Origin of the sequence: Streptococcus viridans (assembly GCF_900636365.1) — a bacterium.
GTDB classification, from domain to species: Bacteria; Bacillota; Bacilli; order Lactobacillales; family Streptococcaceae; genus Streptococcus; species Streptococcus viridans_A.
On record NZ_LR134266.1, the window covers coordinates 795,638 to 819,687 of the forward strand.

General features: G+C 39.6%; 27 protein-coding genes. 20 read left to right on the forward strand and 7 right to left on the reverse strand.

The annotated features are described in order from the left end of the window. Positions 1 to 12: 12 nt before the first annotated feature. Positions 13 to 183 (reverse strand): DUF3042 family protein, encoded by a 171-nt coding sequence (locus EL081_RS04240; RefSeq protein WP_003002781.1) that lies wholly within the window; start codon positions 181 to 183, stop codon positions 13 to 15. A gap of 83 nt (positions 184 to 266) precedes the next feature. On the opposite strand from EL081_RS04240, the gene miaA reads away from it, so the two are divergent. The 9 genes from miaA to EL081_RS04295 all read left to right on the forward strand — a co-directional run bounded on the left by miaA (position 267) and on the right by EL081_RS04295 (position 8,610). Further along, positions 267 to 1,157, forward strand: coding sequence for a tRNA (adenosine(37)-N6)-dimethylallyltransferase MiaA (gene miaA / locus EL081_RS04245; RefSeq protein ID WP_126404094.1), 891 nt, complete (start codon positions 267 to 269; stop codon positions 1,155 to 1,157). Continuing rightward, positions 1,144 to 2,394, forward strand: a complete 1,251-nt coding sequence (gene hflX, locus EL081_RS04250; protein ID WP_048691349.1) for a GTPase HflX — start codon at positions 1,144 to 1,146, stop codon at positions 2,392 to 2,394. The genes miaA and hflX overlap by 14 nt, the downstream gene beginning before the upstream one ends. After that, the gene (locus tag EL081_RS04255) at positions 2,378 to 2,998 is read left to right on the forward strand and encodes a cystathionine beta-lyase (RefSeq protein ID WP_164555451.1); all 621 of its coding nucleotides are present in this window, start codon (positions 2,378 to 2,380) and stop codon (positions 2,996 to 2,998) included. The genes hflX and EL081_RS04255 overlap by 17 nt, the downstream gene beginning before the upstream one ends. A 10-nt stretch (positions 2,999 to 3,008) precedes the next feature. Then, on the forward strand, positions 3,009 to 3,938 hold the full coding sequence (rnz, locus tag EL081_RS04260; RefSeq protein WP_126404096.1) for a ribonuclease Z: 930 nt from the start codon (positions 3,009 to 3,011) through the stop codon (positions 3,936 to 3,938). Position 3,939: 1 nt separating this feature from the next. Continuing rightward, entirely contained in the window at positions 3,940 to 4,695 is a 756-nt protein-coding gene (locus EL081_RS04265) for an SDR family NAD(P)-dependent oxidoreductase (protein ID WP_126404097.1), read from the forward strand. A 10-nt stretch (positions 4,696 to 4,705) separates the two neighbouring features. Beyond that, positions 4,706 to 5,416, forward strand: a complete 711-nt coding sequence (locus tag EL081_RS04270; RefSeq protein WP_126404098.1) for a class I SAM-dependent methyltransferase — start codon at positions 4,706 to 4,708, stop codon at positions 5,414 to 5,416. 1 nt (position 5,417) lies between these two features. Then, positions 5,418 to 5,822, forward strand: a complete 405-nt coding sequence (locus EL081_RS04275; protein WP_126404099.1) for a GNAT family N-acetyltransferase — start codon at positions 5,418 to 5,420, stop codon at positions 5,820 to 5,822. Positions 5,823 to 6,164: 342 nt separating this feature from the next. After that, positions 6,165 to 6,941 (forward strand): hypothetical protein, encoded by a 777-nt coding sequence (locus tag EL081_RS10125; protein ID WP_232011404.1) that lies wholly within the window; start codon positions 6,165 to 6,167, stop codon positions 6,939 to 6,941. 310 nt (positions 6,942 to 7,251) lie between these two features. Continuing rightward, positions 7,252 to 8,610, forward strand: coding sequence for a hypothetical protein (locus EL081_RS04295; protein ID WP_126404100.1), 1,359 nt, complete (start codon positions 7,252 to 7,254; stop codon positions 8,608 to 8,610). Between the two features lie 221 nt (positions 8,611 to 8,831). On the opposite strand, the gene EL081_RS04300 is transcribed toward EL081_RS04295, so the two are convergent. From EL081_RS04300 to EL081_RS10130, 6 genes are all read right to left on the reverse strand, one after another. Then, complete coding sequence (locus EL081_RS04300) at positions 8,832 to 10,808, reverse strand: Ig-like domain-containing protein (protein ID WP_232011403.1); 1,977 nt, start codon at positions 10,806 to 10,808, stop codon at positions 8,832 to 8,834. A 625-nt stretch (positions 10,809 to 11,433) separates the two neighbouring features. Further along, positions 11,434 to 12,606 carry a site-specific integrase gene (locus tag EL081_RS04305; protein WP_126404101.1) on the reverse strand — a complete coding sequence of 391 codons (1,173 nt, stop codon included), beginning with the start codon at positions 12,604 to 12,606 and terminating at the stop codon, positions 11,434 to 11,436. Between the two features lie 299 nt (positions 12,607 to 12,905). After that, positions 12,906 to 13,721 carry an EbhA gene (locus EL081_RS04310; RefSeq protein WP_126404102.1) on the reverse strand — a complete coding sequence of 272 codons (816 nt, stop codon included), beginning with the start codon at positions 13,719 to 13,721 and terminating at the stop codon, positions 12,906 to 12,908. A 227-nt stretch (positions 13,722 to 13,948) separates the two neighbouring features. Next, positions 13,949 to 14,158, reverse strand: a complete 210-nt coding sequence (locus EL081_RS04320; RefSeq protein WP_126404103.1) for a hypothetical protein — start codon at positions 14,156 to 14,158, stop codon at positions 13,949 to 13,951. A gap of 2 nt (positions 14,159 to 14,160) precedes the next feature. Then, complete coding sequence (locus EL081_RS04325) at positions 14,161 to 14,415, reverse strand: hypothetical protein (RefSeq protein WP_126404104.1); 255 nt, start codon at positions 14,413 to 14,415, stop codon at positions 14,161 to 14,163. A 138-nt stretch (positions 14,416 to 14,553) separates the two neighbouring features. Continuing rightward, positions 14,554 to 15,066, reverse strand: a complete 513-nt coding sequence (locus EL081_RS10130) for a helix-turn-helix domain-containing protein (protein WP_232011402.1) — start codon at positions 15,064 to 15,066, stop codon at positions 14,554 to 14,556. Between the two features lie 179 nt (positions 15,067 to 15,245). Here EL081_RS10130 and EL081_RS04335 point away from each other — a divergent pair, with 179 nt between their 5' ends. The 11 genes from EL081_RS04335 (at position 15,246) to EL081_RS04380 (ending at position 24,027) form a co-directional block, all read left to right on the forward strand. Beyond that, complete coding sequence (locus EL081_RS04335; protein WP_126404105.1) at positions 15,246 to 15,446, forward strand: helix-turn-helix transcriptional regulator; 201 nt, start codon at positions 15,246 to 15,248, stop codon at positions 15,444 to 15,446. Between the two features lie 233 nt (positions 15,447 to 15,679). Further along, positions 15,680 to 15,859, forward strand: a complete 180-nt coding sequence (locus EL081_RS04340) for a hypothetical protein (RefSeq protein WP_126404106.1) — start codon at positions 15,680 to 15,682, stop codon at positions 15,857 to 15,859. Beyond that, positions 15,852 to 16,124, forward strand: coding sequence for a MerR family transcriptional regulator (locus tag EL081_RS04345; protein WP_126405039.1), 273 nt, complete (start codon positions 15,852 to 15,854; stop codon positions 16,122 to 16,124). The genes EL081_RS04340 and EL081_RS04345 overlap by 8 nt, the downstream gene beginning before the upstream one ends. A gap of 312 nt (positions 16,125 to 16,436) precedes the next feature. Further along, positions 16,437 to 17,864 (forward strand): phage/plasmid primase, P4 family, encoded by a 1,428-nt coding sequence (locus tag EL081_RS04350; protein ID WP_126405040.1) that lies wholly within the window; start codon positions 16,437 to 16,439, stop codon positions 17,862 to 17,864. A gap of 301 nt (positions 17,865 to 18,165) precedes the next feature. Further along, positions 18,166 to 18,342 (forward strand): hypothetical protein, encoded by a 177-nt coding sequence (locus EL081_RS10050; protein WP_164555432.1) that lies wholly within the window; start codon positions 18,166 to 18,168, stop codon positions 18,340 to 18,342. A gap of 35 nt (positions 18,343 to 18,377) precedes the next feature. Next, on the forward strand, positions 18,378 to 18,788 hold the full coding sequence (locus EL081_RS04355; protein WP_126404107.1) for a DUF1492 domain-containing protein: 411 nt from the start codon (positions 18,378 to 18,380) through the stop codon (positions 18,786 to 18,788). Between the two features lie 726 nt (positions 18,789 to 19,514). Next, a complete protein-coding gene (locus tag EL081_RS04360) occupies positions 19,515 to 20,069 on the forward strand; it encodes a hypothetical protein (RefSeq protein WP_126404108.1) in 555 nt (184 codons plus the stop codon). Continuing rightward, positions 20,063 to 20,353, forward strand: a complete 291-nt coding sequence (locus EL081_RS04365; protein WP_126404109.1) for a hypothetical protein — start codon at positions 20,063 to 20,065, stop codon at positions 20,351 to 20,353. Before EL081_RS04360 ends, EL081_RS04365 begins: the two co-directional genes overlap by 7 nt. Further along, positions 20,350 to 20,787 carry a protein-export chaperone SecB gene (locus EL081_RS04370; RefSeq protein ID WP_126404110.1) on the forward strand — a complete coding sequence of 146 codons (438 nt, stop codon included), beginning with the start codon at positions 20,350 to 20,352 and terminating at the stop codon, positions 20,785 to 20,787. Before EL081_RS04365 ends, EL081_RS04370 begins: the two co-directional genes overlap by 4 nt. A 433-nt stretch (positions 20,788 to 21,220) precedes the next feature. Next, positions 21,221 to 23,434, forward strand: coding sequence for a single-stranded-DNA-specific exonuclease RecJ (gene recJ / locus EL081_RS04375; protein ID WP_126404111.1), 2,214 nt, complete (start codon positions 21,221 to 21,223; stop codon positions 23,432 to 23,434). Further along, positions 23,434 to 24,027, forward strand: coding sequence for a TipC family immunity protein (locus EL081_RS04380; protein ID WP_126404112.1), 594 nt, complete (start codon positions 23,434 to 23,436; stop codon positions 24,025 to 24,027). Before recJ ends, EL081_RS04380 begins: the two co-directional genes overlap by 1 nt. The last annotated feature ends 23 nt before the right edge of the window (positions 24,028 to 24,050 follow it).

Sequence of the window (24,050 nt, forward strand, 5' to 3'; positions counted from 1 at the left end):
TTTTTCTTTTGATTAGTGTGATACACGACGACGTGCTGCTTTTTTGCGGTTTTCTTCGATGAAAGCTGCTTTTTGTTCTTCAGGCTCGATTACTTTTTTCTTGAATGTGTAAACTGCACCTGCTACAGCAGCAACTGTACCAGCAACACCAGTAACAAAACCTTTACCAAATCCTTTAGCCATGAGAATTTCTCCTTTTTAGAACTTTAAATTTTTATGTTATAATATATGGTAACGAAAAAATGCGATTTTTGCAAGGAAAAACGATGAAAAACAAGATAATTGTGATAGTGGGACCGACCGCTGTTGGGAAAACAGCCCTCGCTATCGAGGTGGCCCAGCGCTTTCAGGGGGAGGTCATCAGCGGAGATAGCCAGCAGGTCTACCGCACTCTAGATATTGGAACGGCCAAGGCTAGTCCAGAAGAGCAGGCAGCAGCTCCCCATCATCTGATCGATGTCCGCGAGGTGACAGAGACTTACTCAGCCTACGATTTTGTGACAGAAGCTAGCCAAGCCATTGAGGAGATTCAAGGACGGGGGCGCCTTCCTATTATTGCTGGAGGGACAGGCCTCTATGTCCAGAGTCTCTTAGAAGGCTATCACCTAGGAGGAGATGTCCCCCACCAGGATATCCTAGCCTATCGGGAGTCCTTGTCTCCTCTCACTGATGAAGAACTGTTTGACCGAGTAGCAAAAGAGGGAATTGAAATTCCTCAGATCAATCGCAGACGGGCTATGCGGGCCTTGGAAATCGCCCATTTCGGTCAAGATTTGGAAAATCAAGCTCCAGCCTATGAACCCTATATCATCTGTCTAGACGATGATCGCCAAGCCTTGTATGACCGCATCAATCGACGGGTGGATCTCATGGTCAAGCAGGGCTTGTTAGAAGAAGCCCAATGGCTCTATGACAACCATCCTGAGGTTCAGGCGGCTAAGGGGATTGGCTACAAGGAGCTCTTTCCTTATTTCAAGGGGGAGCAAAGTTTAGAAGAGGCTCTTGAACAGCTCAAGCAAAATACGCGCCGTTTTGCTAAGCGCCAGTTGACCTGGTTCCGCAATCGGATGACAGTTCATTTTTACCAGATTGGAGAAGAAGGCTTCAAGGAGCGGGTTCTTCAAGATATAGAAAGATTTTTAAATGATAGAAACTGAGAAAAAACAGGAGCGGGTCCTCATTGTCGGTGTCGAGCTCCAAGGCATGGAGAACTTTGACATGTCCATGGAAGAGTTGGCCAGTCTAGCCAAGACAGCCGGGGCAGAAGTCGTCGGCGTCTACACTCAAAAGAGGGAGAAGTACGACAGTAAGACCTTTGTCGGCTCTGGGAAGCTAGAAGAGATTGCCCAAATGGTCGATGCGGATGAGGTTTCGACCGTTGTCGTTAACAACCGTTTGACCCCTCGCCAGAATGTGAATTTAGAAGAAATTTTGGGTGTGAAGGTCATCGACCGGATGCAGCTGATTTTGGATATCTTTGCCATGCGGGCTCGGAGCCACGAAGGCAAGCTCCAGGTTCATCTAGCCCAGCTCAAGTACCTCTTGCCTCGTCTAGTGGGTCAAGGGATCATGCTCAGCCGTCAGGCCGGGGGGATTGGTTCCCGTGGACCGGGAGAAAGTCAGTTGGAGTTGAACCGCCGGAGTGTCCGCAATCAAATCACCGATATCGAGCGTCAACTCAAGGTGGTCGAGAAGAACCGTGAAGTGGTCCGGGAAAAACGCCTAGAATCCCCCATCTTTAAGATTGGCTTGATTGGCTATACCAATGCCGGCAAATCAACCATTATGAATGCCTTGACCAGTAAGACCCAATACGAGGCAGATGAACTCTTTGCGACCTTGGATGCCACCACCAAGAGCATCCATCTAACAGGCAATCTACAAGTAACTCTGACAGATACAGTTGGTTTTATTCAGGACTTGCCGACAGAGTTGGTGACCAGTTTTAAGTCGACTCTAGAAGAAAGTAAGAATGTGGATCTCTTGGTCCATGTCATCGATGCCTCTGATCCCAACCATGAAGAGCATGAAAAGACAGTTCTTCAGATTATGAAGGATTTGGAGATGCTGGAGATTCCACGCTTAACTCTCTACAATAAGGCTGATAAAGTCGCGGACTTTACTCCGACTCAGACACCTTATCGCCTGGTTTCGGCCAAGGATCCCGATAGTCGGACTAAACTGCAGGACATTCTACTTGAAAAGATGCAGGAGCTCTTCCATCCCTTTACGATTCAGGTTCCTTTTGATCAAGCCTACCGCATCCATGAATTGGAGACCATTGCCATCTTGGCTGAGCGTTCCTATGAGGAAACTGGTGAGGTCATAACAGGCTACATCGCCCCTAAAAATGCATGGAGACTAGAGGAGTTTTACCATCATGGATTATCTTAATATCGCCCTCAGCTATGGAGGCTATACCAGTCTCGACAAGGTCTATTTGGAGCGGATCTTAGAGGGATTGACAGAAGAGCAAAAGCTCCAGTTTATCACGCCACCGCCCAGTGTCATCAATGCCTACTTCGCTGAGCTTTACCAAAAGAAGAGCCCCGAAGCAGCAACAGACTACTTTGAACAAGTCACTGAGGCCTTTGATCTCTATCAGACCAGTCCTAGCTTTGAGGAGGACAAACCCTTTGTCCGTCTCAATCTGTCTGGCAAGGCCTATGGATTTTGCTACCGAGAAAAGGGGCTGGCTCAAGTCTTTGCCCAGCAAGCAGAAGCCATCAGCATGGACCTCTTGTTTGAGATTGCGCAAATCTTCCCTCACTACCTGGTCTATGAAGAGGAAGGCTTGATCTTGATGCGTCTGGTGAACGATCAAGAGGTGGTGGAGATCAAGGAATTGTCACCTCTATCTAATCTTGAAGAGTTAGCAGATGGCAGCATCCGCCTGACTGGCTACAACCAGGACGAATTGGCTCAATTAGCTAGGGCCTACCCAGGAAAAATCGCCGTTCGATCAAAAAATCGGACTGCTATGATCTATATAAGTTAGAAAGAATACAATGGAAATTCAATTTTTAGGAACGGGTGCGGGCCAGCCGTCCAAATCTCGTAATGTCTCAAGTCTAGCGCTCAAACTCTTGGATGAGATCAATGAAGTTTGGCTCTTTGACTGTGGGGAAGGGACGCAAAACCAAATCTTAGAAACCAGCATTCGTCCTCGAAAAGTCAGCAAGATTTTTATCACCCACTTACATGGGGACCATATCTTTGGCTTGCCAGGTTTCCTCTCTAGTCGTGCCTTTCAAGCCAATGAAGAGCAGACCGATCTAGAGATTTATGGACCGATTGGGATCAAATCCTTTGTCTTGACCAGTCTTCGGGTTTCTGGTTCCCGCCTGCCATACAAGATCCATTTTCATGAGTTCGATGAAGGTTCACTTGGGAAAATCATGGAGACCGATAAGTTCACGGTCTATGCCGAGGCCTTAGACCATACCATCTTCTGTGTGGGCTATCGCATCATGCAAAAAGACCTGGAAGGAACGTTGGATGCAGACAAGCTCAAGGCAGCAGGAGTGCCGTTTGGCCCGCTCTTTGGCCAGGTCAAAAATGGCCAAGATGTCACCCTAGAAGATGGCACCAAGATCATTGCGGCGGACTATATCTCAGCCCCTCGACCTGGTAAGGTCATCACTATCCTGGGAGATACACGTAAGACCAATGCTAGCGTCAGACTTGCCGTCAATGCAGATGTCCTCGTGCATGAGTCCACTTATGGCAAGGGCGATGAGAAGATTGCTCGGAAGCATGGACACTCGACCAATATACAGGCGTCAGAAGTAGCGCGTGAAGCAGGGGCCAAACGTCTTCTTCTCAACCATATCAGTGCCCGCTTCCTCTCCAAGGACGTCAGCCAATTGCGCAAGGATGCGTCCAGCATTTTTGAAAATGTTTATGTCGTCAAGGATTTAGAAGAAGTGGAGATCTAAGATGCGAACTATCATCATCACAGGAGCAAGCGGGGGACTAGCACAGGAAATGGTCAAGCTCCTCCCCGAGGACCGGCTCATTCTCCTAGGTAGAAATCAAGAAAAACTGGAAGACCTCTATGCTAGCCATCCTCAGGCCGAATGCATCGGGATCGATATCACAGATCCATCAGCTATCCAACAGCTAGTCGAAGAGCTCTATCAGCGCTATGGAAAGATCGATGTCTTGGTCAACAATGCTGGGTATGGGATCTTTGAAGAGTTTGATAGCATTTCTGACCAACAGGTGCGAGAGATGTTTGAGGTCAACACCTTTGCATTGATGCAGTTTTCACGTTTGGTAGGGGCGCACATGAAGGTAGCTGGCAAGGGGCACATTGTCAATATCGTCAGCATGGCGGGTCTCGTCGCAACTGCCAAATCTAGCCTTTATTCGGCGACCAAGTTTGCGGCCATTGGCTTTTCCAATGCCCTCCGCTTGGAACTCATGCCTTTTGGTGTCCATGTGACGACGGTCAATCCAGGCCCCATTCGGACTAGTTTCTTTGATCAGGCAGATCCTGACGGAAGCTATGTCAAGGCTGTGGACCGCTACATTTTGGAACCAGACTTTGTGGCTAAGAAGATCGTTAAAAACTTTGGAAAAGCAAAACGCGAGCTCAATCTTCCTTGGCTCTTGAACCTGACCCACAAGCTCTATACCCTATTCCCACGCATCTCGGACAAGCTGGCCAGCAAGATGTTTAATTACAAATAGGAGGAGCCAGATGGCAGCTAATATTCAAGCCTATTTAGAAAACATCCGGAAACCTTGGGGACAGATCTATTATGATATTCTTTTTGACCAATTACAGGACATCAAGGGAAAGCAAGTCCTTGATTTTGGCAGTGGCTTTGGCCTGGTGGCCAACCACCTGGCGCAAGACAATCAAGTCCTTGCTGTGGAGCCTAATGAAGAAATGGTAGCTTTGCGGGCCCAAGAACATTCCTACCAGCAACTGGTAGGAAGTCTGGACCAGTTAGCAAGCCTTGAAGATGCCAGCTTTGATGTCATCCTTTGCCATAATGTCTTGGAGTATGTAGAGGATCGCAAGCTAGTTCTTGAAGAATTTACCCGTCTCTTGAAACCAGATGGTCTCCTATCCATCGTCAAGCACAATGAGGTTGGACGCGTCCTGCAGACCGTCGTCTTTGAAGATGATACTCAGAAAGCGCTCGATCTCCTAGCAGGTCAGGATCTGGAAACCCACTCCATGGGCTTGGCCCAGGCCTATGATCTAGATAGAGCAGTAGAAGACCTAGCCCTCGAAGTTCAGGCCTACCAAGGAATTCGTGTCTTTTACGCCTTGCAGGACAATCGCTTTAAAGGACAAGAAGGCTGGCGAGAGTCTATGCTCAAGATGGAGCTGGCCGTTTGCCAAGAGTCCCCTTACAGAGATATCGCCTTCTTCCAGCACTATACCCTAAAAAGGAGTTAAGATGTTAGAGTACAAACAAGAGATTCCACCGATGACAGACCTAGTCGCACTCTACAGCTCGGTCGGCTGGACCAATTATACCAATAACCCAACTATGCTAGAAGAGGCTGTCAAAGCCAGTCTCTGGCAGTTAGCAGTCTATGATAAGGAAGAGCAGGTCGCTTACATTCGCTTGGTAGGAGATGGGCACTCAGTTCTGTTGGTGCAAGATCTCTTGGTGCGACCAGATCATCAGAGGCAAGGTATCGGAAAGAAACTCCTAGAAGAGGCTTTAGCGACCTTTCCTAATGTCTATCAACGGCTTCTTGTCACTGAATGTAGCGAGAAAAATCTTGCCTTTTACCAATCCCTTGGCTTTGTCGAATTGTCAGAGCAAGCCTGTACGGGGATGATTTATAATAATTGACGGAGAGAGAGTGGGACAGAAATCGGTAATTCGTTAGAATTCGATTTCGTCGTCCCACCTCCGCACAGTTGAGTAGGGCTGTAAAAGTTGATGAAATCAGCCTAGTAGAGCCCACTCAACCACTGCGTCTTGCTCAACAATCCAAAGACAATTGAGAGGCTAGGACTTTTGCACCGGCCTCTTTTTTTGTTTTTCCTGACATTACTCGTAAATAATGGTAGAATAGAGCTAGATTATTGAGTACCTTGATCAGCATTTCAAATTATGAGAACCCTTCATCCTATAGTTCTTGCTCGTTATCTATCCAACTTTTGGAAGTTTTCTGTTTTTGGAGGTAGATCTATGAAAAACAAACCTTATTCTTTTTTATTCCTAGTTCCCATCCTATTCTTAACGATGTTCCTAACCAGTTGTAAGATCATGACATCGAGCGATTACAAAAAGGCTAAAGAAGTTGTTAGCGGTGAGCTTACTCACGTTGGTTTGTATGGCAAAGTTACCATCACTAACTTGTCCTGGACTGCCCTAGAATTCCCAACTTATAACGTAAGCTACGCTTACTCTGAGACAACTTACGATGATCAAACGGTACGATTGGAACATGATGCAACTTTTCATGATGACTGGTCAAGTTCATCTATTACTAATCTTCCGGACTATAAGAAAGTGTTTTTAGAGCAGAAATCCATAAAAAATATCGAGGAAAAACTAGAGAAGGAAATAAAGAAGCAATCTCTCGGCCTTCCAATTGAATTCTTTATCGTTTTAAGTAACTTTTATCCTGATGAAAAAGAGGAAATTCTGGATAGCATCGCTAAGCAAAATCTCAAAGAAGGAAAGAAGGACTTTGCCGGCTACTATCAAATCCCTTTTCAAACCTTGATAGATCAAGAGTTAATCCGTATGACCATTTATGTAGATGATACCGTGTCCGTTAAGGAGCAAGACCTAAAAGCGGCAGCTAAAAAGCTAGATGCGAGCAAACTACCGAATGGTTCCTATAGTTTCTATTATTCCAATCGTAAAGATGATTCGGAAGACACGCTCAGATACTCCTTCAAAGTTAAAGATGGTCAAGTTGTTTTTTCTGAAGATCAAAAGGATGAACTAGAGGATTAAACTAAAAAGAGTATTCTTGAGTAACCTAGTAAGGCTTAACAAATCTATTTTTATAATGCTACTTAAATGAGAGTGGGACAGAAATCGGTAATTCGTTAGAATTCGATTTCGTCGTCCCACCTCCGCACAGTTGAGTAGGGCTGTAAAAGCTGATGAAATCAGCGTAGTAGAGCCCAGTCACCACTGCGTCTTGCTCGACAATCCAAAGACAATTGAGAGGCTAGGACTTTTGTCCCAGCCTCATTATTTATTTGACTGACAAAAGAGAGAATTGATGGTAAAATGAGGGGGAGATTAGGAGGAGTTGTTTATGCCCAAGTTATTTAAGTCAAAGTTGTTTTTATTTACTTTATTCGTCGTGGTAGTTGGCTCTGTGTACTCTATCAAAGAACAAATTCGTATAAGAGAATTGCGTCAGTATGTTCAATGGAAACCGAGGCCAGTCATTAAGGACTATGAATTTATTCATAACGGGGAAGCACTAGTCATCGAATGGGACGATGCTGATGAGAGAGAATTAATTAAAGAAGCTACTAAAGATGAACCACAATTTGCGTACCAACTTAATACACCTAATGGTGCAAGTGGTGAGCGCTATATCATGCAAGAAAGCTATAAGTTAAAAGCGAGTAGTGATAAGTTTTCACGCTATCGTACTGCACCAGGTTCGGCGCCTTATCTAAGCTACAATGAGCCCAAAGAAGGGGAGTATTGGTTGATTGATGTATACGACACGAAGGATCGAAAACTAAAACCTAAAACCTATGATGTCTTTAAAATGGTGCGTGACTATAATAAGAAATATATCCCACTCGATATTTCAGGAGAAATATATGAAACAGAGGATAATGAAGCCTACTTTCTTATTACTATGTTAGCACCCAAGGAATCAAAAGCAGTGATTGAAAATGGAACTATGAAAGTTGTTACGGAGGGGTTTAACGAGACTTCACAGTATCCGGTTGAGGAGGGGCTGATTGATGCAAAAACAGGAAAAATATCTAAAAAGAGTTCCTCTGGTAAAAGTGTTGAAGAAGTTAAAACGGAGTCAAAACAGAGACTTGAGAATAGACATCCATTCGCTCTTATGCCAAAAACGAGATTATCTGGTTCCGGAGGAAATGACTACATTTCTAGAGGATTACAACTTAGGTTTAATCAAAGTTTTAGGGAAACTGAAAGGTACAAAATATCTCTAGCAGCAGTCTATCCAAAGGCCTATCAGATGTTGAAAAATCACTATCGCTCAGTTTTGTATTTCTTAGGCGAGGAAGATGTAGAGTTTCGTCTCTCCTTTTTAGAATTACTAACAAGTCCCTATAATTCATTTGTTAAAGATTTCACGCTTCCTGCTGATTTTTCAATAGATGGGCAAGAGCACCTTGTTCAGAATAAAGAAGAATTTCTTCAATACTTCAAATCTCAGCCTCAAAAAAACAGTACTAATTTTGAGTTGGATCTTATGAATATATTTTACGAAGAAACACCAGAAGGATACATAAGGAGAGATCTTTTTAAAAATTTAACCATTCCCGCCGAGTTTTCAAAAGATGGGCAAGAACATGTGATTCAAGATGTGCTCCAATTTCAAAAGGTCCTCAATATTGAAAAGATAGAAAATGAAAAATTAAGGAAGAAAATAATAGAAACATTCCCATATATGAAATAGACTGGAATATAAGTGAAGATACAAAAGAGCCTAGTGAAGTTTTCACAGGCTCTTTTATATAACCTCTAGGACAGAAAAATGAGAATGAGGTAGGACTTGGTTTTCTAGTTTATTCTATCGTCATAGGTCCATAAAAAAGAGAGAGAATGTGATTCTCTCTCGTGCTATTAGTGACTAGGAGGTGGAGCTAGTGCAAGCTAATAGTAGTTTTCTGAACTGAATTAGTTATCAGTCATTTTACGTTTCAATACAACGGCACCGGCCAAGACCAATACTCCTGTAAGAACAAGACCTGTTGCGACAACTTCACCTGTACTTGGAAGAAGTTTCTTACGTCCGCCACCATTGCCTCCAGCGTTAGGTCCGGTTGGATTTTCAGGTGTAGTACCTTCAGGTGTTGTAGTAGGTCCTCCAGGTGTAGTCGTTGGTGTTGTAGTAGGTCCTCCAGGTGTTGTAGTTGGTGTTCCAGGCGTAGTAGTTACAGTAGTCTTAGGCTCCTTTGTAGAAACAGTTGTAGCAGGAGTTTCAGGTGTAGTAGTTACTGTAGTCTTAGGCTCTTCAGTTGTTGTAGTAGTTGAAGTAGTTGCCTCTCCAGTTGTTGTAGTAGTTGAAGTAGTTGCCTCTCCAGTTGTTGTAGTAGTTGAAGTAGTTGGCTCTTCAGTTGTTGTAGTGGTTGAAGTAGTTGGCTCTTCGGTTGTTGTAGTAGTTGAAGTAGTTGGCTCTTCAGTTGTTGTAGTGGTTGAAGTAGTTGGCTCTTCGGTTGTTGTAGTAGTTGAAGTAGTTGGCTCTTCAGTTGTAGTTGTAGTAGTAGTTGTAGATGTCGTAGTAGTGGTTGTTGTAGTCGTTGTAGTTGGTTTGTTTGATGTGTTAATGACCTTGATCACGTTAGCATCATCAATTTTTTCAACTTTTGAAGTGTAACCTTCAGGTGTGTTTGTTTCCACTACTGAGTACTCAATCTTCTTACCGTCTTTGATACCTGGCAATTTGGTAAATTCTGCTTGCCAACCAGAAGCTTTTGTAAGAGTTTGTGTCATTCCTTCTAAAGCTTTGCCGTCAGCATACAATTGAACAGTGATATCTTTACGGTCAGCTTCTTCATCACCAACCCATTCTTTCTGAACGGTCACAGTTGTGTCACCAGATACCCAGAATTTCAATTCTGTATTGTTCCAGAAGGCTGGGTCTGTTTGAGGTGTTGTGATTTCGTCAGCTGTCAAGGTAGCGTTGTTGTCAACACGGATAGTTGTTTTAGGAATGATTGTTTGGTATTCAACAATGATTTCTTCATCTGTAGCTGTCTTGAAGACATCGCTGACATCTGATAAGTTCACAGTAAATCCATTACCATCTGGATCAAATGTCACATGTTTCCAGAAGTTCCATCCTGAAGCAACCACTTGACCACCTTTTCTTAATGTGAAGGATGGTTTCAAGTAAGTTCCAACGAAGAATTCACTTGCAGCGTGATTAGCAGGTGTTTTAAAAGTGATTTTTGAGTAATCTACAGCTGAAGCTTGGATTTTATCTGATACAACAGGATTTGTGATGGCTTGTTTTTTACCATCTCCGTTGATACGGATGAACCATTTTGTAAGGTAGTAGTCATCTCCAACATTCATCCATGCATAGTTTTCTGATGCATCGAGTTTGAATTCTTTAGATACATAGTCACCAGTAAGGTTGTACTTGTTCAAAACAGATTCAAATACGCCAGGTCCATCAGGACGAGTGATGATGACAGATTCTGAACCGACTTTAGAAGTGGCAGTCTTATTTCCAGGATTTCCTGGAGTGCTATCCCACACTGCTTGGTATGAGAAACCACCCTTAACGTTTTGGTTCATGGATTCGATTGCTTTTTTAAAGGTAAAAGTAATCTTTTTGTCTGTCATCGACAAGGTAGCAACTTCAGCACCATTAGCTTGAAGTGACTCCGTTGCAAGTTTGGTGATATTGACACCTTCAGGAGCATCGATGGTAAACGTATCACCTTCCTTAACAGAAATTCCTGTTAAGTCCCAGTCAAAAGAAAATGTGACCTTTTGACCAGATGTATCTGCTTTAAGGTTTGTAATGGTTGGTGTAACAGTTGCTGCAGAAACTGGCTTAATGATTGACAAGCCAAGAGCAACTACACTAATCATTGCTACAAACGCGAATAATTTTTTATAGAAAGTTTTCACTTGTTCCTCCATTCCTTTTTCCTGGTTTGGAAGTATATCACTTTTTTTCCACACATTTTAAGCGTGTCCAGTTCTATACCGACAAAAAGTCGGCTAGATGTTTATGACGGTTTTTCTGCTAGGACTGAATGGTAGAGACCATCGTTGTAGCCAGAGAAAAGCGAAAGTCGACTGTGACAGCTTAAAATAAAAAACTGATTGTCCTTTCCACACACAGAATTAATAACTCCAAGGGCCATAAAGTCAAGAGTTTCAAACCAAGACGGCTGAAAAACCGATCGCTTTGTTTCCCTATAATTTTAGGCCTCTTATATTATATTACAATCCTTTGCAGTGTCAAGTAATTTGTATCTAAATAATAAAAAATAGTAGGATTTTTTTATTGGGAGGTTTTTTCGTAGGTTAAAAAGATTGAAAAGATTGGAAGAAGACTTGTAACAGACGCAGTTTGGGAGCTGGGCTAAGCTTGATTTTTATGACCTTGGATAGAAGATTTTACCCCTACTGATTCAAAGCTAGCTTTCATTTTCCGGATTCCCGGCTTTCATGTTATAATATGCTGATATAATTTAAAGATACGTCAAAGCCTTGGTTCATAAGGGATTAACGTATCTTTAAGTGAAAAATGTTCTCCTTTTTAGGAACTTTTGATATTATTTAGTGCCGTTTCGAAGATTGAGACGGCTTTTTTTGCGCTCTCTTTTGAGAGGTGACTATATATGTCCATTGTCATGGATAAGGTGGAGTGTCCTAGTCGGTGCTGGAGTTCTTTATATGGTATTCCAGCATTTAATAACAAACTAGCGTGAGTGTGTCGGAAACCGTGAAAACCAACGTCAGGAACTTGCGCCCGTTTAAAATGTATTTTTAATCTTGCTTGAAGAGTGCGGTTGTTTGGGTATTCATGGATAAAATCTGAAAAGACCACTTTTTCAGTTCTTCCAAGTGTCCAAGCCTCTTTAGTTTGTCTATGTTTATATTGTTTTAGCATTGTAACCGTTTTGGGGTCAATATCAATATCACGGTAGCTAGATTTTGATTTAGGACTATTAATTTCAAGTCTATAATTAAGTGTCTTTGTAATGTGAACAACAGCATTATCAAGATCAATATCAGACCATTCCAACGCCAAAGCTTCATTGATACGGCAACCAGTAGCAAGTAGAAACTTGTAAAGAGTGATACAAAAGAGATTTTTGAAGCTAGTTTGATCCAAATTATCCAAGTATTCGAAGAATTGTTTTAATTCTGGATCTGTAAAATGCTTTGTCTTTACCTTGTTCTTTTCTTTTTTGATCTTTGGTACTAGTATATCTTTTGCAGGATTGGAAGCAATCGCTTGTAATGAAGCTCCATACTGTAAGATACGCTTATTGAATGAGTGGAGTTGCCCATATCGTTTAAAGCCCCCATCATTTTGGTTGTAATCTCTAGCCCATTTGTTCACTTGTTGCTGAATAATGGCAGGGGTCAACTTATCTAGTTTGTACGATCCAAAAGCGGGGCGTAAATAATTTTCTATCTGTGACTTGATAGCGATTTGAGAGTTTGTTTTGATCGTGGGTGAGTAAGTTTCCCACCAACTATCTAGTAATTCGCTATATGTTTCAAATTGAGTAAAAGCGGTACGAGTTGCACCGTTCTTTTCAAATTCAACTTTTGCTTGTAAAGCCTTGTTCTTAATTTCTTTCTTGGTACGGGCTGAAATGGTTGTTTTAATCTTCTTCCCTGTGATTGAATCAATACCAAGATATAAGCTGGTGCGGTACACGGTTGTACCGTCTTTCTTTTTGTATTCTGTAATATTCATGATCTAAACCTTTCTAATTCATCAGCAGGCAAGCCGTAAAGGTTTTAGTTTGTGGTTTATATCATGCCAGGGCTTCACAGAATGCCCTGTATTCGATTTTAAAGGGTCAGACGGTTGGATTATATATCGGATTTAGAAAGCGTGTATAGGGCTTGTATTAGACGGTTAAAGCACACTTTATTTTTTAAAATCGGAGTTTTCGGACACCCTAAAGAAAAATAGAAGTGCTAAGGTTTGCTAAGGTTTGATATATATAATCTTTGAACTTAGAATAGGCGAAAATATCTATTTTATAAGAATTACTTCAGTTCAATTAGTTTATTGTGAATTTTTTCAGTTAAGGCTTTTTGTTGGCTAGCAGTGAGGTGGTGAGAGGTACGAATTACGATAGTACCATACACGTAATGAGATCCAGGATCTAATATTCCACCGTCAAACGCTGATAGGTAAGTATTTCTCTTTTCAGCTTCTTCTTTGGTCTTGTATACTTCAATGCAACCGCCTGCTTCAGTCCCCTTATCTAATAGATCAGTCCCCTCAACAGGTTCTGTTACCTGGTTATCTGCAAAATAGATAGAAGCAGTATAGCCACCTTGTTTATTTAATATTCCATTAGGGTCATTTTCTTCTGTAGCATGTTGTACTTCTTGGATTGTATCGATTTCTTTCAACCGTTCCTCAACAAAAGAATCCTTGGGGTTTGTAATCTGTGCTAGTTGCTTAACGCTGTTTTGGTAAGCTGTTAGTTTCTCAGTGAGGTTTTTTTGAGTTTCAGAATAATCGACAGGTTTTGCAATTTCTTTCGCTTGATCTTCGATCTTTTGTGTATCGCTTTCCATTTTTGGGGCTTTACGAATCGAGTTTTTTGCTTCTTTGACAGCAGTTTTTAAATCTTCTAAAGTCTTAGCTTCTAATGGTTCAGCTTTTTCTTTAATGATTTTTTCAGTATCAGCAATTTGTTTTTCAATTGCTTTATTATTCTCATTAAGAGTATCAACAGACTTTTCAAAGTGACTTATTGCAGTTTGGTGTGGTGCATACTCCGAGAAATAATAGCTTGCTCCACCAGTGGCAAGAGCTAAAACAACAGCAGTAGTAATAACATTCTTTTTCATAATTTTTCTCCTAAAAGTTTTAAATAATATCCTAATCTTTTATTTTTCTAGTATTTTAACAAACCATGCATTTCACGCGCTTAAATCATATTTTGAGCGGTTATTTTTCCCAACTGCTACAAGTTGGACTTACTAATATTCAGTTCTTTAGCTATGTAGTCAAAAGACTTTCCAGACGCTCTTAATCTAACAAATTCTGTCTTTGTTTCTTGGCTCTTCAATAAGTATCACTCCTCTGCGTCCTCGTCTTGTTTTTGTTGATCTCTTATACTTTCAATTAAAAAGAAGATAAGCGTAAGGGTAAACGGTGTTGCTAAATTTTCTACTAAACTTGTTAACCCTTTATCATCAATGTAAGGCAATGCATACAGTAGCACCCCTAGGCCTGTTAGTGCAAAGCTACATAATATAGCTACTCTGCGGTTTTCTTTATTCATCTTTATTGATCCTCTTCTTTGTTCTTTCTTTCGTTATACTTGTCTAGTACTTCAAAACTTTTATCGAAAGCAAAGAAACCTAAACCTAAAGCAAACGGCGCGCCCACTATTTCTAACACTTTTGTCCATTTGTCTCCTATGCATTCGTAGTTATAAGCTAATATCCCCATAACCGTAACTATGATAGCTAAAGCCCATACTCCCCAATCTGCGTCAGCTAATACTTTTCCTTTTTCTGTTCTACTTTTTTTACTCATGATGATTTTCCTTTCATTTTTGGCTTTTTCTACTTCCGCTAATACTAATTTATAGAACACAGCTCATTATCAACCTTAAATTAATAATGGCTGTGATCTCTTCTTGTTGTTGATAATAGTTGATTTATTTAACAAAATTTAACCTTTATTATTTTTATTAATTTTGTTTTCTAATCGATATCTTAATAGATTTTCTGCTGTGTATTTTGCCTGGTATTCGGTCATTTTATCCACGATTTCATCCAGAGATTTGGCACTTTCTTTAATAAATTCCAAAGCTTCTACTATTTGTTTGGGAGGTAATTGTTCATTTTTTACCCCTTCAATTAATAAATCAATAGTATCTACAATTCCTTGAGTTTGTAACTCAAAATATGAATTTGCTTGCGAAAATGCTTCGCTTATTGTTCTTTCTAATCCTTTTGTAGAAATCAAAAGATCATTCTGTAATTCTGATATTTTAGTATCATAACCCAATAAATACCCTACACTTACATTAAAAAAATCGGCAAGTTGTTTGGCCTTTTCTGGTTTGATTTGGCTTTCTCCATTTTCCCAATTTTGAAGAGTTCTATAATGAACCCTTAAAATTTCTGCTAACTCTTTTTGAGATAACTTTTTTTCTTGTCTTAATTCTTTCAATCTATTCATTTTTAAATTGCCTTTCTCAAATGATTATATACTATATTTTGAAAAAAGTACATTTATTTTGTGCAAAATACAAAAAAATAGTTGACAAACGAAAAAAAGGTGTGTATCATATAGTTATAGATGCACAATAAAAATGTGTATTGTTGTTTTTATTGAAGCTTTTGGGAAAGGAGTAAAAGATGAGTAAATTACGAGGTTATCGGGTTATGTTAGGCCTGACTCAGCAAGAAATGGCTGATAAGCTAGAAATTTCTTTACAATCATACAATAATAAGGAACTAGCTAAAACAGCTTTTAATGATAAAGAGCGCCTGATAATCAAGTCAATGGTTGCGAAAATCAAACCAGATATAACTATAGATGAATTGTTTTATAGCTAGAAAAAACGATGTAGGAAAATGAACTCACCGTAAGGCGCGTGAGGCAATAAAAAAAAGCCTGTAGCCACCAACTAACAAGCCTTAAATGGAATTAACTAAAACACAGGACAGCAGGCAAGCCGTAAGGGTTTTAGGAAATATTTTTATGGTTAAATTATACCATTCTTTGGTGTTTATTAAAAGTCGAAAAAGACTTAGTACAGAAGTATATTAAAGAAAGATTGGAGAACAACATGAACAAAACAGAATTGATCAACAAGATTGATAAGGCAATGAATCGGCTAGATTTCTTAGCTGAAATTATGGAGGGTGAAAAAACTCTAATCACTGGTTTAAATACCATTTGTAACATTCTTTTTGAAATTCGTGGAGAGGTTTCACTTAACGGGATCAAGGAGGATGAAAATGTTTAGTTTGAGTAAAGAAAGTGAATTTGATTTATCTCACGCGCTTCTAGACCTGGTAGATAATTTTTTAAAATCTAAAAGCCAACCAGAACAAAGACTTTTGGGCCTTATGACAGCAAAGCAGTTAAAAGATGAACTTAACGTAACAGACAACACACTGAAACGATGGGAAGAAAAAGGCTTGAAACGTTACCAACCACCTTTAGAAGACACGCGCAAAGCGTACTATAAAGTGAGTGATATCTTGATCTTTTTGGGGGTGGAAGAATGACAAGATTTGATATACACCCTGCAAATGGTAGAGGGTTAAGAGTTGGAGAAATGGACGTATACAAGGATAGACGACCAACAGTAGAGCAGTTGAAAGAACAAAAGCGACTTAAGAAGTTAAGAAAAAAACGTAGAAAGGGATAATATAGATTTGGGAAATGAAGAAACTTATTTTTTATCACTTAGAGGAGCAAGAGGTCAATTAGGCTTTGAGTGTGACATTATAAAGGACAAAGCCTATCAACAAGCGTACCAGGAAGTTAAAAGCGACCCTAAGCAACTTGAAAAGGTTAATAGTGGTTCAATTACTGAAATGGAACTGGAGGTATTAGCCAAAGAACAAGCACAAAAGGCAAGAAAAAAGGCCTTGCCGTCTTCAACCTTAGGGGTTGCTTTAATGCTTCGGAAATTCGTGCGATTTATTAGAATTAAGCCTGAAGTGCAGGGACAGAAAGCGCCATTGTATTATTATGATCCTGATAAAGGAATATGGCTTGAAGATAACGAGTTTTTACAGGATTTAATTTCAGTTATATATCCTGAAGTAACGGAAAAAAAGGCGTTTGATATTCTCTATAAAATTGCACATCAAAGTACACTTAGAAAGATACAGAGCAATTATACTGTTATCGGGGATAAGCTTTACAATTCAGATTCTGAAGAGTTTGAAGAGCTGACACCTAGTGTAATTGTAACTAGAAAGATTAAAACGGGGTACAATCCTGAAGCTGAAGAACCAACTATAAAAGGTTGGAAACCCAGCAAGTGGCTTTCTGAATTGTTTGACAATGACCAGGAACTATATAACCTAGCTATTCAAATTATTAAAGCAAGTATCACAGGAAGATCCTTAAAAAATATCTTTTGGCTTTATGGAGAGGGTGGAACTGGTAAAGGTACTTTTCAGCAATTACTCATAAACTTGGTAGGTATGGAAAATGTAGCAAGTTTGAAAATGACTGAGTTTGATAAAAGCCGTTTTTCTACCTCTATCCTTTTAGGTAAAACTTTGGTTATCGGGGACGACGTACAAAAGGATGCAATTATTAGAGATACCTCTAATATGTTTAGTCTTGCAACAGGGGACATCATGACCATAGAAGATAAAGGGAAGCGCCCTTATAGTTTACGTTTAAATATGACTATTGTACAATCGTCTAATGGTTTACCAAGAATGAACGGGGACAGAGAAGCGATTGATAGACGGTTTAAAATTTTACCTTTTACTAAAGTCTTTAAAGGCAAACCAAACAAGGCTATCAAAGACTACTACATTAACAAGAAAGAAGTTTTAGAATACTTCACGCGCATAGCTCTTGAAACACCAACAGAAGATATTACACCTAAGAAATCAAAAGAGATTTTAAGGGAGTATCACGAAGAAAATAACCCTGTTATCGCTTTTGTATCGTCATTCTTTACTGAAGATCTAACTAGTGAGTTTTTACCTAACAGTTTTGTATTCCATAACTGGAAAGCATATACTGAACATTATGGAATTAAGCTACATAAATCAGAAATGAGCTTACACAGAGAGATTAAAAATAATCTTCCTAGTTGGATAACCACAGGGCAGAAAACAATATCAGCAGGGAGACAACTTCCCGCTGGCTTCTATCCTAATGAGGATAAAACCCCCTACGCTCAGGTATATTTCAATGGCAGGGAAAAACCTGAACGACGTAAAAAATCTAGGAATGAACGGGGATATTTTAACGGAAATGCTAAAAAGAGAAAATGATTTTATACACTCTATACACTTCTAAATGAAAGTGTGGGAGCTAGAACCCTTAGAGCACCAAGGGGTTTAGACACTTTATACACTCTATACACTAGGTTTTTTCTCTTACAGTATATTTGTTATTATTAAGGGCTCAATAATTCTCTATATATATTTTATTTTAAGTGTATAAAGTGTATAAAGTGTATAGAAATAGAGCTAAAGCCTTGATATAACTGATAGAAAAATCTATACACTTCTAAAATAAAGTGTATAGAATTTGTAAAAAGTGTATAGAATTTGGACAAAAAGGAGCAAACAAATGAAAACTAAATTATTTATTTATCGTGCCTGGAAACAACCATTAGAAGATTTTGAGCAAGAAGTGAATGACTTTTTGGCCACTGTTCAATTGGTGGATGTGAAGATCTCAGGGGCAACGTTGGGCAGTAGCGAAGATATGTCAGCACAGACTACCTTATTAGTGGTTTATCAATAAGGATAAAAAGTACTTAGAAGGCAGAGAGGGCACAAATGGAATTAGAGCAATTAAATGAAAGGCTAGAAAATATAAAATGGCTAGATAAAGAAATAGAGGCACTTAAATTAGAAATAGAATCACTTGATAGTGGGGTATATAAGCGTAATCATCTTTCTGCTTCACCATTTCAAAAAAATACTAATAATAATGCTGAAAACAAAATAGTTTCTACTATTAAGTTGAAAGAAGACCTGGAAGAACGACTGGATAGGGTTATTGAAGAACGCCTGGAAATCGTTGGGATGATTGACAAAAACCCATACGTTTTGGAACGTACAGTGCTACGTTTATTCTACGTCAGCAACTTGCCGAACTGGGCTGTGGCGGAAAAAATAGATAGATCAGTATCAGCAATGTACCTGATTCTAAGAAGAGGAAAAGAACGATTAGCGAAGATTTTATAGAAAAGATAAGTGGTGCGCGTGTTTTACCAATTGAAAAAAAACAAAAATGTTATCATTTGCTAAGGTTTTAAATACAATAGGAAAAGGAAAATGCTATTTAAAATACCTGCAGGCTGACAATTACTAACATTTAAAAAGCAATAAGAAAAAACTAATTATTTTACCTTTTCAATTCAATAAAATACTGAAGGGATTGGATCTTTTAAAAGTTGGTAAATGGTAAAGGAAGAATTTATAAATGGTTTTAGTCCAGGTATATTCTATCTAATTGATCATTCAATAATTCGATAGATTTTTCTAATTTCAAAATTCTATCTTTTAGATCTTCAATATTGAGACGTTCGTCTAGTTTTAGTTCATTAAGTTTAATTTGTAAAATAATATCTTGAATCATAAGAAAATGGTAACAAAATACTTGTTATCATTTTTAATTTTCTCTATTTGGTCTTTTTTAGCTAATCGGGTATTAGTGAAGGGAACTTTTTCAAAGTTAGAGCATTGAAAACAAAGAAAGAAAAACTTTTATAATATTGAAGATAGAGTTGATAATACATTTTTTAAATTGTTAGCTAATAAAATCAAAGTATTGAAAGAAATATTTTCAAAATAAAGAAATAAATTAATACACGTAATGAGTGTTTTATGATATACTGGAATAGTGTATAGAAAATTAATCTATATATAAAAATAATTTTATAATTTAGTGGCGAGAACTGAGGTCGATAATTGATTAAATATCAATGTTACCATGGTACTGGCGAAAGTAATTCTAAACAAATCCAATCTTCTAAGGAATTTAAATTCAAGTATCGATCGAATCATTGGTTAGGGCAAGGAGTTTATTTTTTTATTAATGATTATGATAAGGCTGAATGGTGGGCGAAGCATAATCGACCTAATAAAGAAACAAGTCCAGTAGTGCTAAAATGTGAGGTTGAACTTAAAAGCACAGAATTATTAGATTTAAATACTGAGAGAGACCTTATCAAACTTGATGATTTTGCTATAGATTTCTTTGAATCCTTGAAAAGAGAGAAAATAACTATCAAATTTAAAGATATACATGAAAAAAATTGTAAAGTAATTGATATGTTTTTGGAAAAAAACAAGGGATATAAAGCAGTTCATAGAACTTTTGACTCAACTAAAACAGGTTTGAAGGAAAACGGTGCTGGCTTTAACTTATTATCTGATCAGTTGTGTATTGTTGATCAGAGCGTAATCCCGTTTGAGAATATAGAATTAATTCGATTGGTACATGAAGGAGGTAAAATATGTTAAGTAGAGAACAATTAATAGAGCTTTTAAAAGGTGCAGATGTTAATTTTGAAGTAGACCAAGAAGAGCCATTTATTATATATAGCAATGGACAAATTGAAAAATATGAAGAAACCCAATTACCAAGTGGATACTTATCTAATTTGAATCAAAGTATATATCCAAAGATAAAAACTAAAGTTAGTGTTGAACAAATCAACTTTGAATTTTTTATTAAATCAAAATTGGGTAGTAACTCTGCAAATATTAGAAATATAGAAATGAATAAATTAGGTGATGCTGCATGAGCATAGATAGTGAATTAATTTTAAAAAATGTTAGAGTCAAGTCTTTAAATTATTCAATCAACGAGGCAATTGATTTGTCTGAGATAAAAGATGTCGATATTTTGATATCACCAACACCTAAATTAGCTAAAGATGATATCCATTCAGGTGTTGTAGAATTATCAGTTGAATTATTTGATGAATTTTATATAGAAAACAATAAACCTTTTCATATTGAAATTGTTGTTCAAGGGATGTTTACTGACTCTGATCAAACGTCAAATATGAACGTTTTTGAAAAGTATTTCCCGAATATGATTAGCATACTATATCCATACGTCAGATCATATATATCAGCTACAACAGGGATGTTTGGAATTCAAAATGTACAGATTCCGGCAATCAATGTTTATGATCTAATGACAAATCTATCTAAATCAAATAATAAAAAATAAAATATTACCAGGCGAAAAGGCTTGTAAATCAATTAGTATTCTTTCCTGTCATAATATAAAACCTTAGAAGAATTCTAGGGTTTTTCTTTTGTATTAACTATAAGTATATAGTAGTATTATAGATACGGAACTTACCAGTATTGAAAAACTATACTGAGCTTTGATCATTGGGGAGAAGTGGCTGATATAGATGCAAAAAAAGCACCGTGTGAGGGTGCTAGATCTTGCCTGCTGAACTCGTAAATGATTGATCCTTTTAGGGTCAATTTTTTTGTGGACTTTTTAGGAACTTTGTGAACTGTTTAAGTCGGTATAATTGAATAGTGTATAACCCGAAAACGCCTATTTTATGGGATTTTTGCGAATTAATTTCAACTATATTATGCAATGTGATATAATATGCTGATAAGAAAAACAGGAGACAAGGACCGAGATGATCACGTCAAAATATGAATGGCAGTTTGCTGCGCCCTTTTCAGATGATACTTTTTTGGCGCAGGCAAAGAAGAGAGGATTAGAAGCATCTGCAGCCAAGTTACTGGGAGAACGAGGGATCCAGACGGAAGAGGCGCTGGATCGTTTTCTTGAACCTCGGCTAGAAGATCTGCATGATCCCTACCTGCTTCACGATATGGACAAGGCAGTGGATCGCATTCGCCAAGCCATTGAAGATTATGAACAAATCCTAGTTTATGGGGACTATGATGCGGACGGGATGACGGCCGCTTCTATCATAAAGGAAACCCTGGAGCAGATGGGGGCGGAAGTAGCGGTCTATCTGCCTAACCGCTTTACAGATGGATATGGTCCCAATGCCAGTGTCTACAAGTACTTTATCGAACAGCAGGGGATTTCCCTCATCATCACGGTGGACAATGGAGTAGCTGGACACGAAGCCATTGACTTGGCCCAAAGCATGGGGGTAGATGTCATTGTGACAGACCACCATGCCATGCCCGAAGTCTTACCCGATGCCTATGCTGTCATTCACCCCGAGCATCCAAATGCCGATTACCCTTTCAAACACTTAGCGGGCTGTGGAGTTGCCTTTAAATTAGCGACTGCTCTCTTAGAAGAGGTGCCTCTAGATTTTCTAGATTTGGTAGCCATTGGGACCATTGCGGATATGGTCAGTCTGACAGACGAAAACCGCATCCTGGTCAAGTACGGCCTAGGTGTCCTTCGTCAAACCCAACGGATCGGCCTCCAGGAAATGCTCAAGCTGGCCTCCATCGCCCCTCAAGATGTAAATGAAGAAACGGTTGGTTTTCAGATTGCCCCTCGTCTCAATGCGCTGGGTCGCTTGGATGACCCAAATCCAGCGGTCGAACTCTTGACAGGTTTTGATGACGAAGAAGCGCTGGAAATTGCGCTGATGATTCAAGCCAAGAATGAAGAGCGCAAGGAGATCGTCCAAGCCATCTACGATGAGGCCAAAGCCATGGTTGACCCAAGCCTTCCTGTCCAAATCTTGGCCAAGGAAGGCTGGAATCCAGGTGTCTTAGGGATCGTGGCCGGTCGACTACTTGAAGAGCTCCATCAGCCCATTATCGTCCTCACCATAGACCAAGGCAAGGCCAAGGGGAGCGCACGTAGCCCTGAAAGTGTTCATATTTTTGAAGCCCTAGATCCCCATCGGGATCTCTTTATCGCCTTTGGAGGCCATGCGGGTGCAGCTGGTATGACTCTGGAAGTTGACAAGCTCCCTCGTCTGACCGAGATTTTTTCCGATTATATTCGTGAAAAAGGGATTGACCTGACGGCCAAATCTACCCTCTTTGTTGATGAGGAATTGGACCTAGAAGAGCTGACCTTGGATACCTTGAAGAGTTTTGACCGTCTCGCTCCTTTTGGGATGGACCATCAGAAGCCAGTCTTTTACATTCGTGATTTCCAAGTGGAGTCTAGTCGGACCATGGGGGCTGGCAATAGCCATCTGAAGTTGAAGATTCAAAAAGGCGATGCCCGCTTTGATGTCGTGGCTTTTGGCCAGGGCCATTTGGAATTGGAGTACTCCCAAGCGAAAAACTTGGAGTTGGTGGTATCCTTGTCCGTCAATCAGTGGAATGGACAGACCACCCTGCAACTGATGGTGGTGGATGCCCGTGTAGAAGGAGTACAGCTCTATAATATCCGAGGGAAAAATGCTCCTCTCCCACAAGATATTCCCCTCTTTAGTCAGTTGGAAGAAGGGGAAGATTCTCCTGCCATTGTCATCGATCGCATACCGGATGACCTGGCTGACTTGAAAGCCCTCTTCCAAGAACAGAGCTTCCAAGCGGTCTATTTTAAAAATCACCTAGACAAGGCCTATTATTTGACTGGCTATGGTAGTCGGGATCAGTATGCCAAACTCTACAAAACACTGTATCAGTTCCCTGAGTTTGATATTCGCCATAAGCTCAGCCAACTATCTGACTACCTCAAGATTCCACAAGTCTTGTTGATCAAGATGATCCAGATCTTCCAAGAGTTGGGCTTTGTCCAGATTGAAAATGGCATCATGACGGTCAACAAGGATGCGGAGAAGAAGGAGATTGCCTCTAGTTCCATCTATCAGGACTTGGTGCAGACGGTCAAAGACCAGGAACTCATGGCTTTAGGATCTGTGCAAGAAATTTATGACTATTTAACGGAATCGATTTAATGAACAAAAAGAAAATATTTCTCTGGCTCAGCCCTTTCCTCCTTTTTGCCCTCTATTGGTTGGGGATCTACTGGAGTTTGAGAAACCCCATGGAGGAGATCAACTACGCTGAAAATGGCAGCTGGATGCGCTATGTGATGTTTAGCCCCTATACAGAGACAATCGGTAGTGATCGCATCTGGAAGGAGGATGAAGGATTTCAGTCCTATCCCTATTCAGATGACATCGTTGGTGGTCAGGAAGACCTATCTGTCATGATGTTTCGAGACAGTTCTGAATGGGTTTACTGGTATGAATACCATCTAAACGAAAATGCATACGTTTGGATGACCTTCAAATACAATTCTAAAAAAAGAGCATTGATTCAAGAAAAAGTGTATCTTTACGAGGATAATCAAACAGTTGAAGGGAGTGATTTTTTACAGAAACTTGCTAACTACGGCAAAGACCTTACTTGGCTTCGAAACCAAAGCAAGAAGGTCGCCGAACAATACATCCTTGGTACTTGGTTTAAGAATGGCAGCTCGCGTTATTCCTTGAAAAACCTAGGGGATATGAAAATTGAGTACAATGAATTGTTAGAAGAGAAGTAAAAGGCTCTTTCTTTCAAGAATTA

Excerpts from the sequence above, each read along its gene's own strand:
- EL081_RS04240 (WP_003002781.1), bottom strand. The coding sequence starts at position 183 with ATGGCTAAAGGATTTGGTAAAGGTTTTGTTACTGGTGTTGCTGGTACA.
- miaA (WP_126404094.1), top strand. The coding sequence starts at position 267 with ATGAAAAACAAGATAATTGTGATAGTGGGACCGACCGCTGTTGGGAAA.
- hflX (WP_048691349.1), top strand. The coding sequence starts at position 1,144 with ATGATAGAAACTGAGAAAAAACAGGAGCGGGTCCTCATTGTCGGTGTC.
- rnz (WP_126404096.1), top strand. The coding sequence starts at position 3,009 with ATGGAAATTCAATTTTTAGGAACGGGTGCGGGCCAGCCGTCCAAATCT.
- EL081_RS04265 (WP_126404097.1), top strand. The coding sequence starts at position 3,940 with ATGCGAACTATCATCATCACAGGAGCAAGCGGGGGACTAGCACAGGAA.
- EL081_RS04270 (WP_126404098.1), top strand. The coding sequence starts at position 4,706 with ATGGCAGCTAATATTCAAGCCTATTTAGAAAACATCCGGAAACCTTGG.
- EL081_RS04275 (WP_126404099.1), top strand. The coding sequence starts at position 5,418 with ATGTTAGAGTACAAACAAGAGATTCCACCGATGACAGACCTAGTCGCA.
- EL081_RS10125 (WP_232011404.1), top strand. The coding sequence starts at position 6,165 with ATGAAAAACAAACCTTATTCTTTTTTATTCCTAGTTCCCATCCTATTC.
- EL081_RS04295 (WP_126404100.1), top strand. The coding sequence starts at position 7,252 with ATGCCCAAGTTATTTAAGTCAAAGTTGTTTTTATTTACTTTATTCGTC.
- EL081_RS04300 (WP_232011403.1), bottom strand. The coding sequence starts at position 10,808 with ATGGAGGAACAAGTGAAAACTTTCTATAAAAAATTATTCGCGTTTGTA.
- EL081_RS04305 (WP_126404101.1), bottom strand. The coding sequence starts at position 12,606 with ATGAATATTACAGAATACAAAAAGAAAGACGGTACAACCGTGTACCGC.
- EL081_RS04310 (WP_126404102.1), bottom strand. The coding sequence starts at position 13,721 with ATGAAAAAGAATGTTATTACTACTGCTGTTGTTTTAGCTCTTGCCACT.
- EL081_RS04320 (WP_126404103.1), bottom strand. The coding sequence starts at position 14,158 with ATGAATAAAGAAAACCGCAGAGTAGCTATATTATGTAGCTTTGCACTA.
- EL081_RS04325 (WP_126404104.1), bottom strand. The coding sequence starts at position 14,415 with ATGAGTAAAAAAAGTAGAACAGAAAAAGGAAAAGTATTAGCTGACGCA.
- EL081_RS10130 (WP_232011402.1), bottom strand. The coding sequence starts at position 15,066 with ATGAATAGATTGAAAGAATTAAGACAAGAAAAAAAGTTATCTCAAAAA.
- EL081_RS04335 (WP_126404105.1), top strand. The coding sequence starts at position 15,246 with ATGAGTAAATTACGAGGTTATCGGGTTATGTTAGGCCTGACTCAGCAA.
- EL081_RS04340 (WP_126404106.1), top strand. The coding sequence starts at position 15,680 with ATGAACAAAACAGAATTGATCAACAAGATTGATAAGGCAATGAATCGG.
- EL081_RS04345 (WP_126405039.1), top strand. The coding sequence starts at position 15,852 with ATGTTTAGTTTGAGTAAAGAAAGTGAATTTGATTTATCTCACGCGCTT.
- EL081_RS04350 (WP_126405040.1), top strand. The coding sequence starts at position 16,437 with ATGGAACTGGAGGTATTAGCCAAAGAACAAGCACAAAAGGCAAGAAAA.
- EL081_RS10050 (WP_164555432.1), top strand. The coding sequence starts at position 18,166 with ATGAAAACTAAATTATTTATTTATCGTGCCTGGAAACAACCATTAGAA.
- EL081_RS04355 (WP_126404107.1), top strand. The coding sequence starts at position 18,378 with ATGGAATTAGAGCAATTAAATGAAAGGCTAGAAAATATAAAATGGCTA.
- EL081_RS04365 (WP_126404109.1), top strand. The coding sequence starts at position 20,063 with ATGTTAAGTAGAGAACAATTAATAGAGCTTTTAAAAGGTGCAGATGTT.
- EL081_RS04370 (WP_126404110.1), top strand. The coding sequence starts at position 20,350 with ATGAGCATAGATAGTGAATTAATTTTAAAAAATGTTAGAGTCAAGTCT.
- recJ (WP_126404111.1), top strand. The coding sequence starts at position 21,221 with ATGATCACGTCAAAATATGAATGGCAGTTTGCTGCGCCCTTTTCAGAT.
- EL081_RS04380 (WP_126404112.1), top strand. The coding sequence starts at position 23,434 with ATGAACAAAAAGAAAATATTTCTCTGGCTCAGCCCTTTCCTCCTTTTT.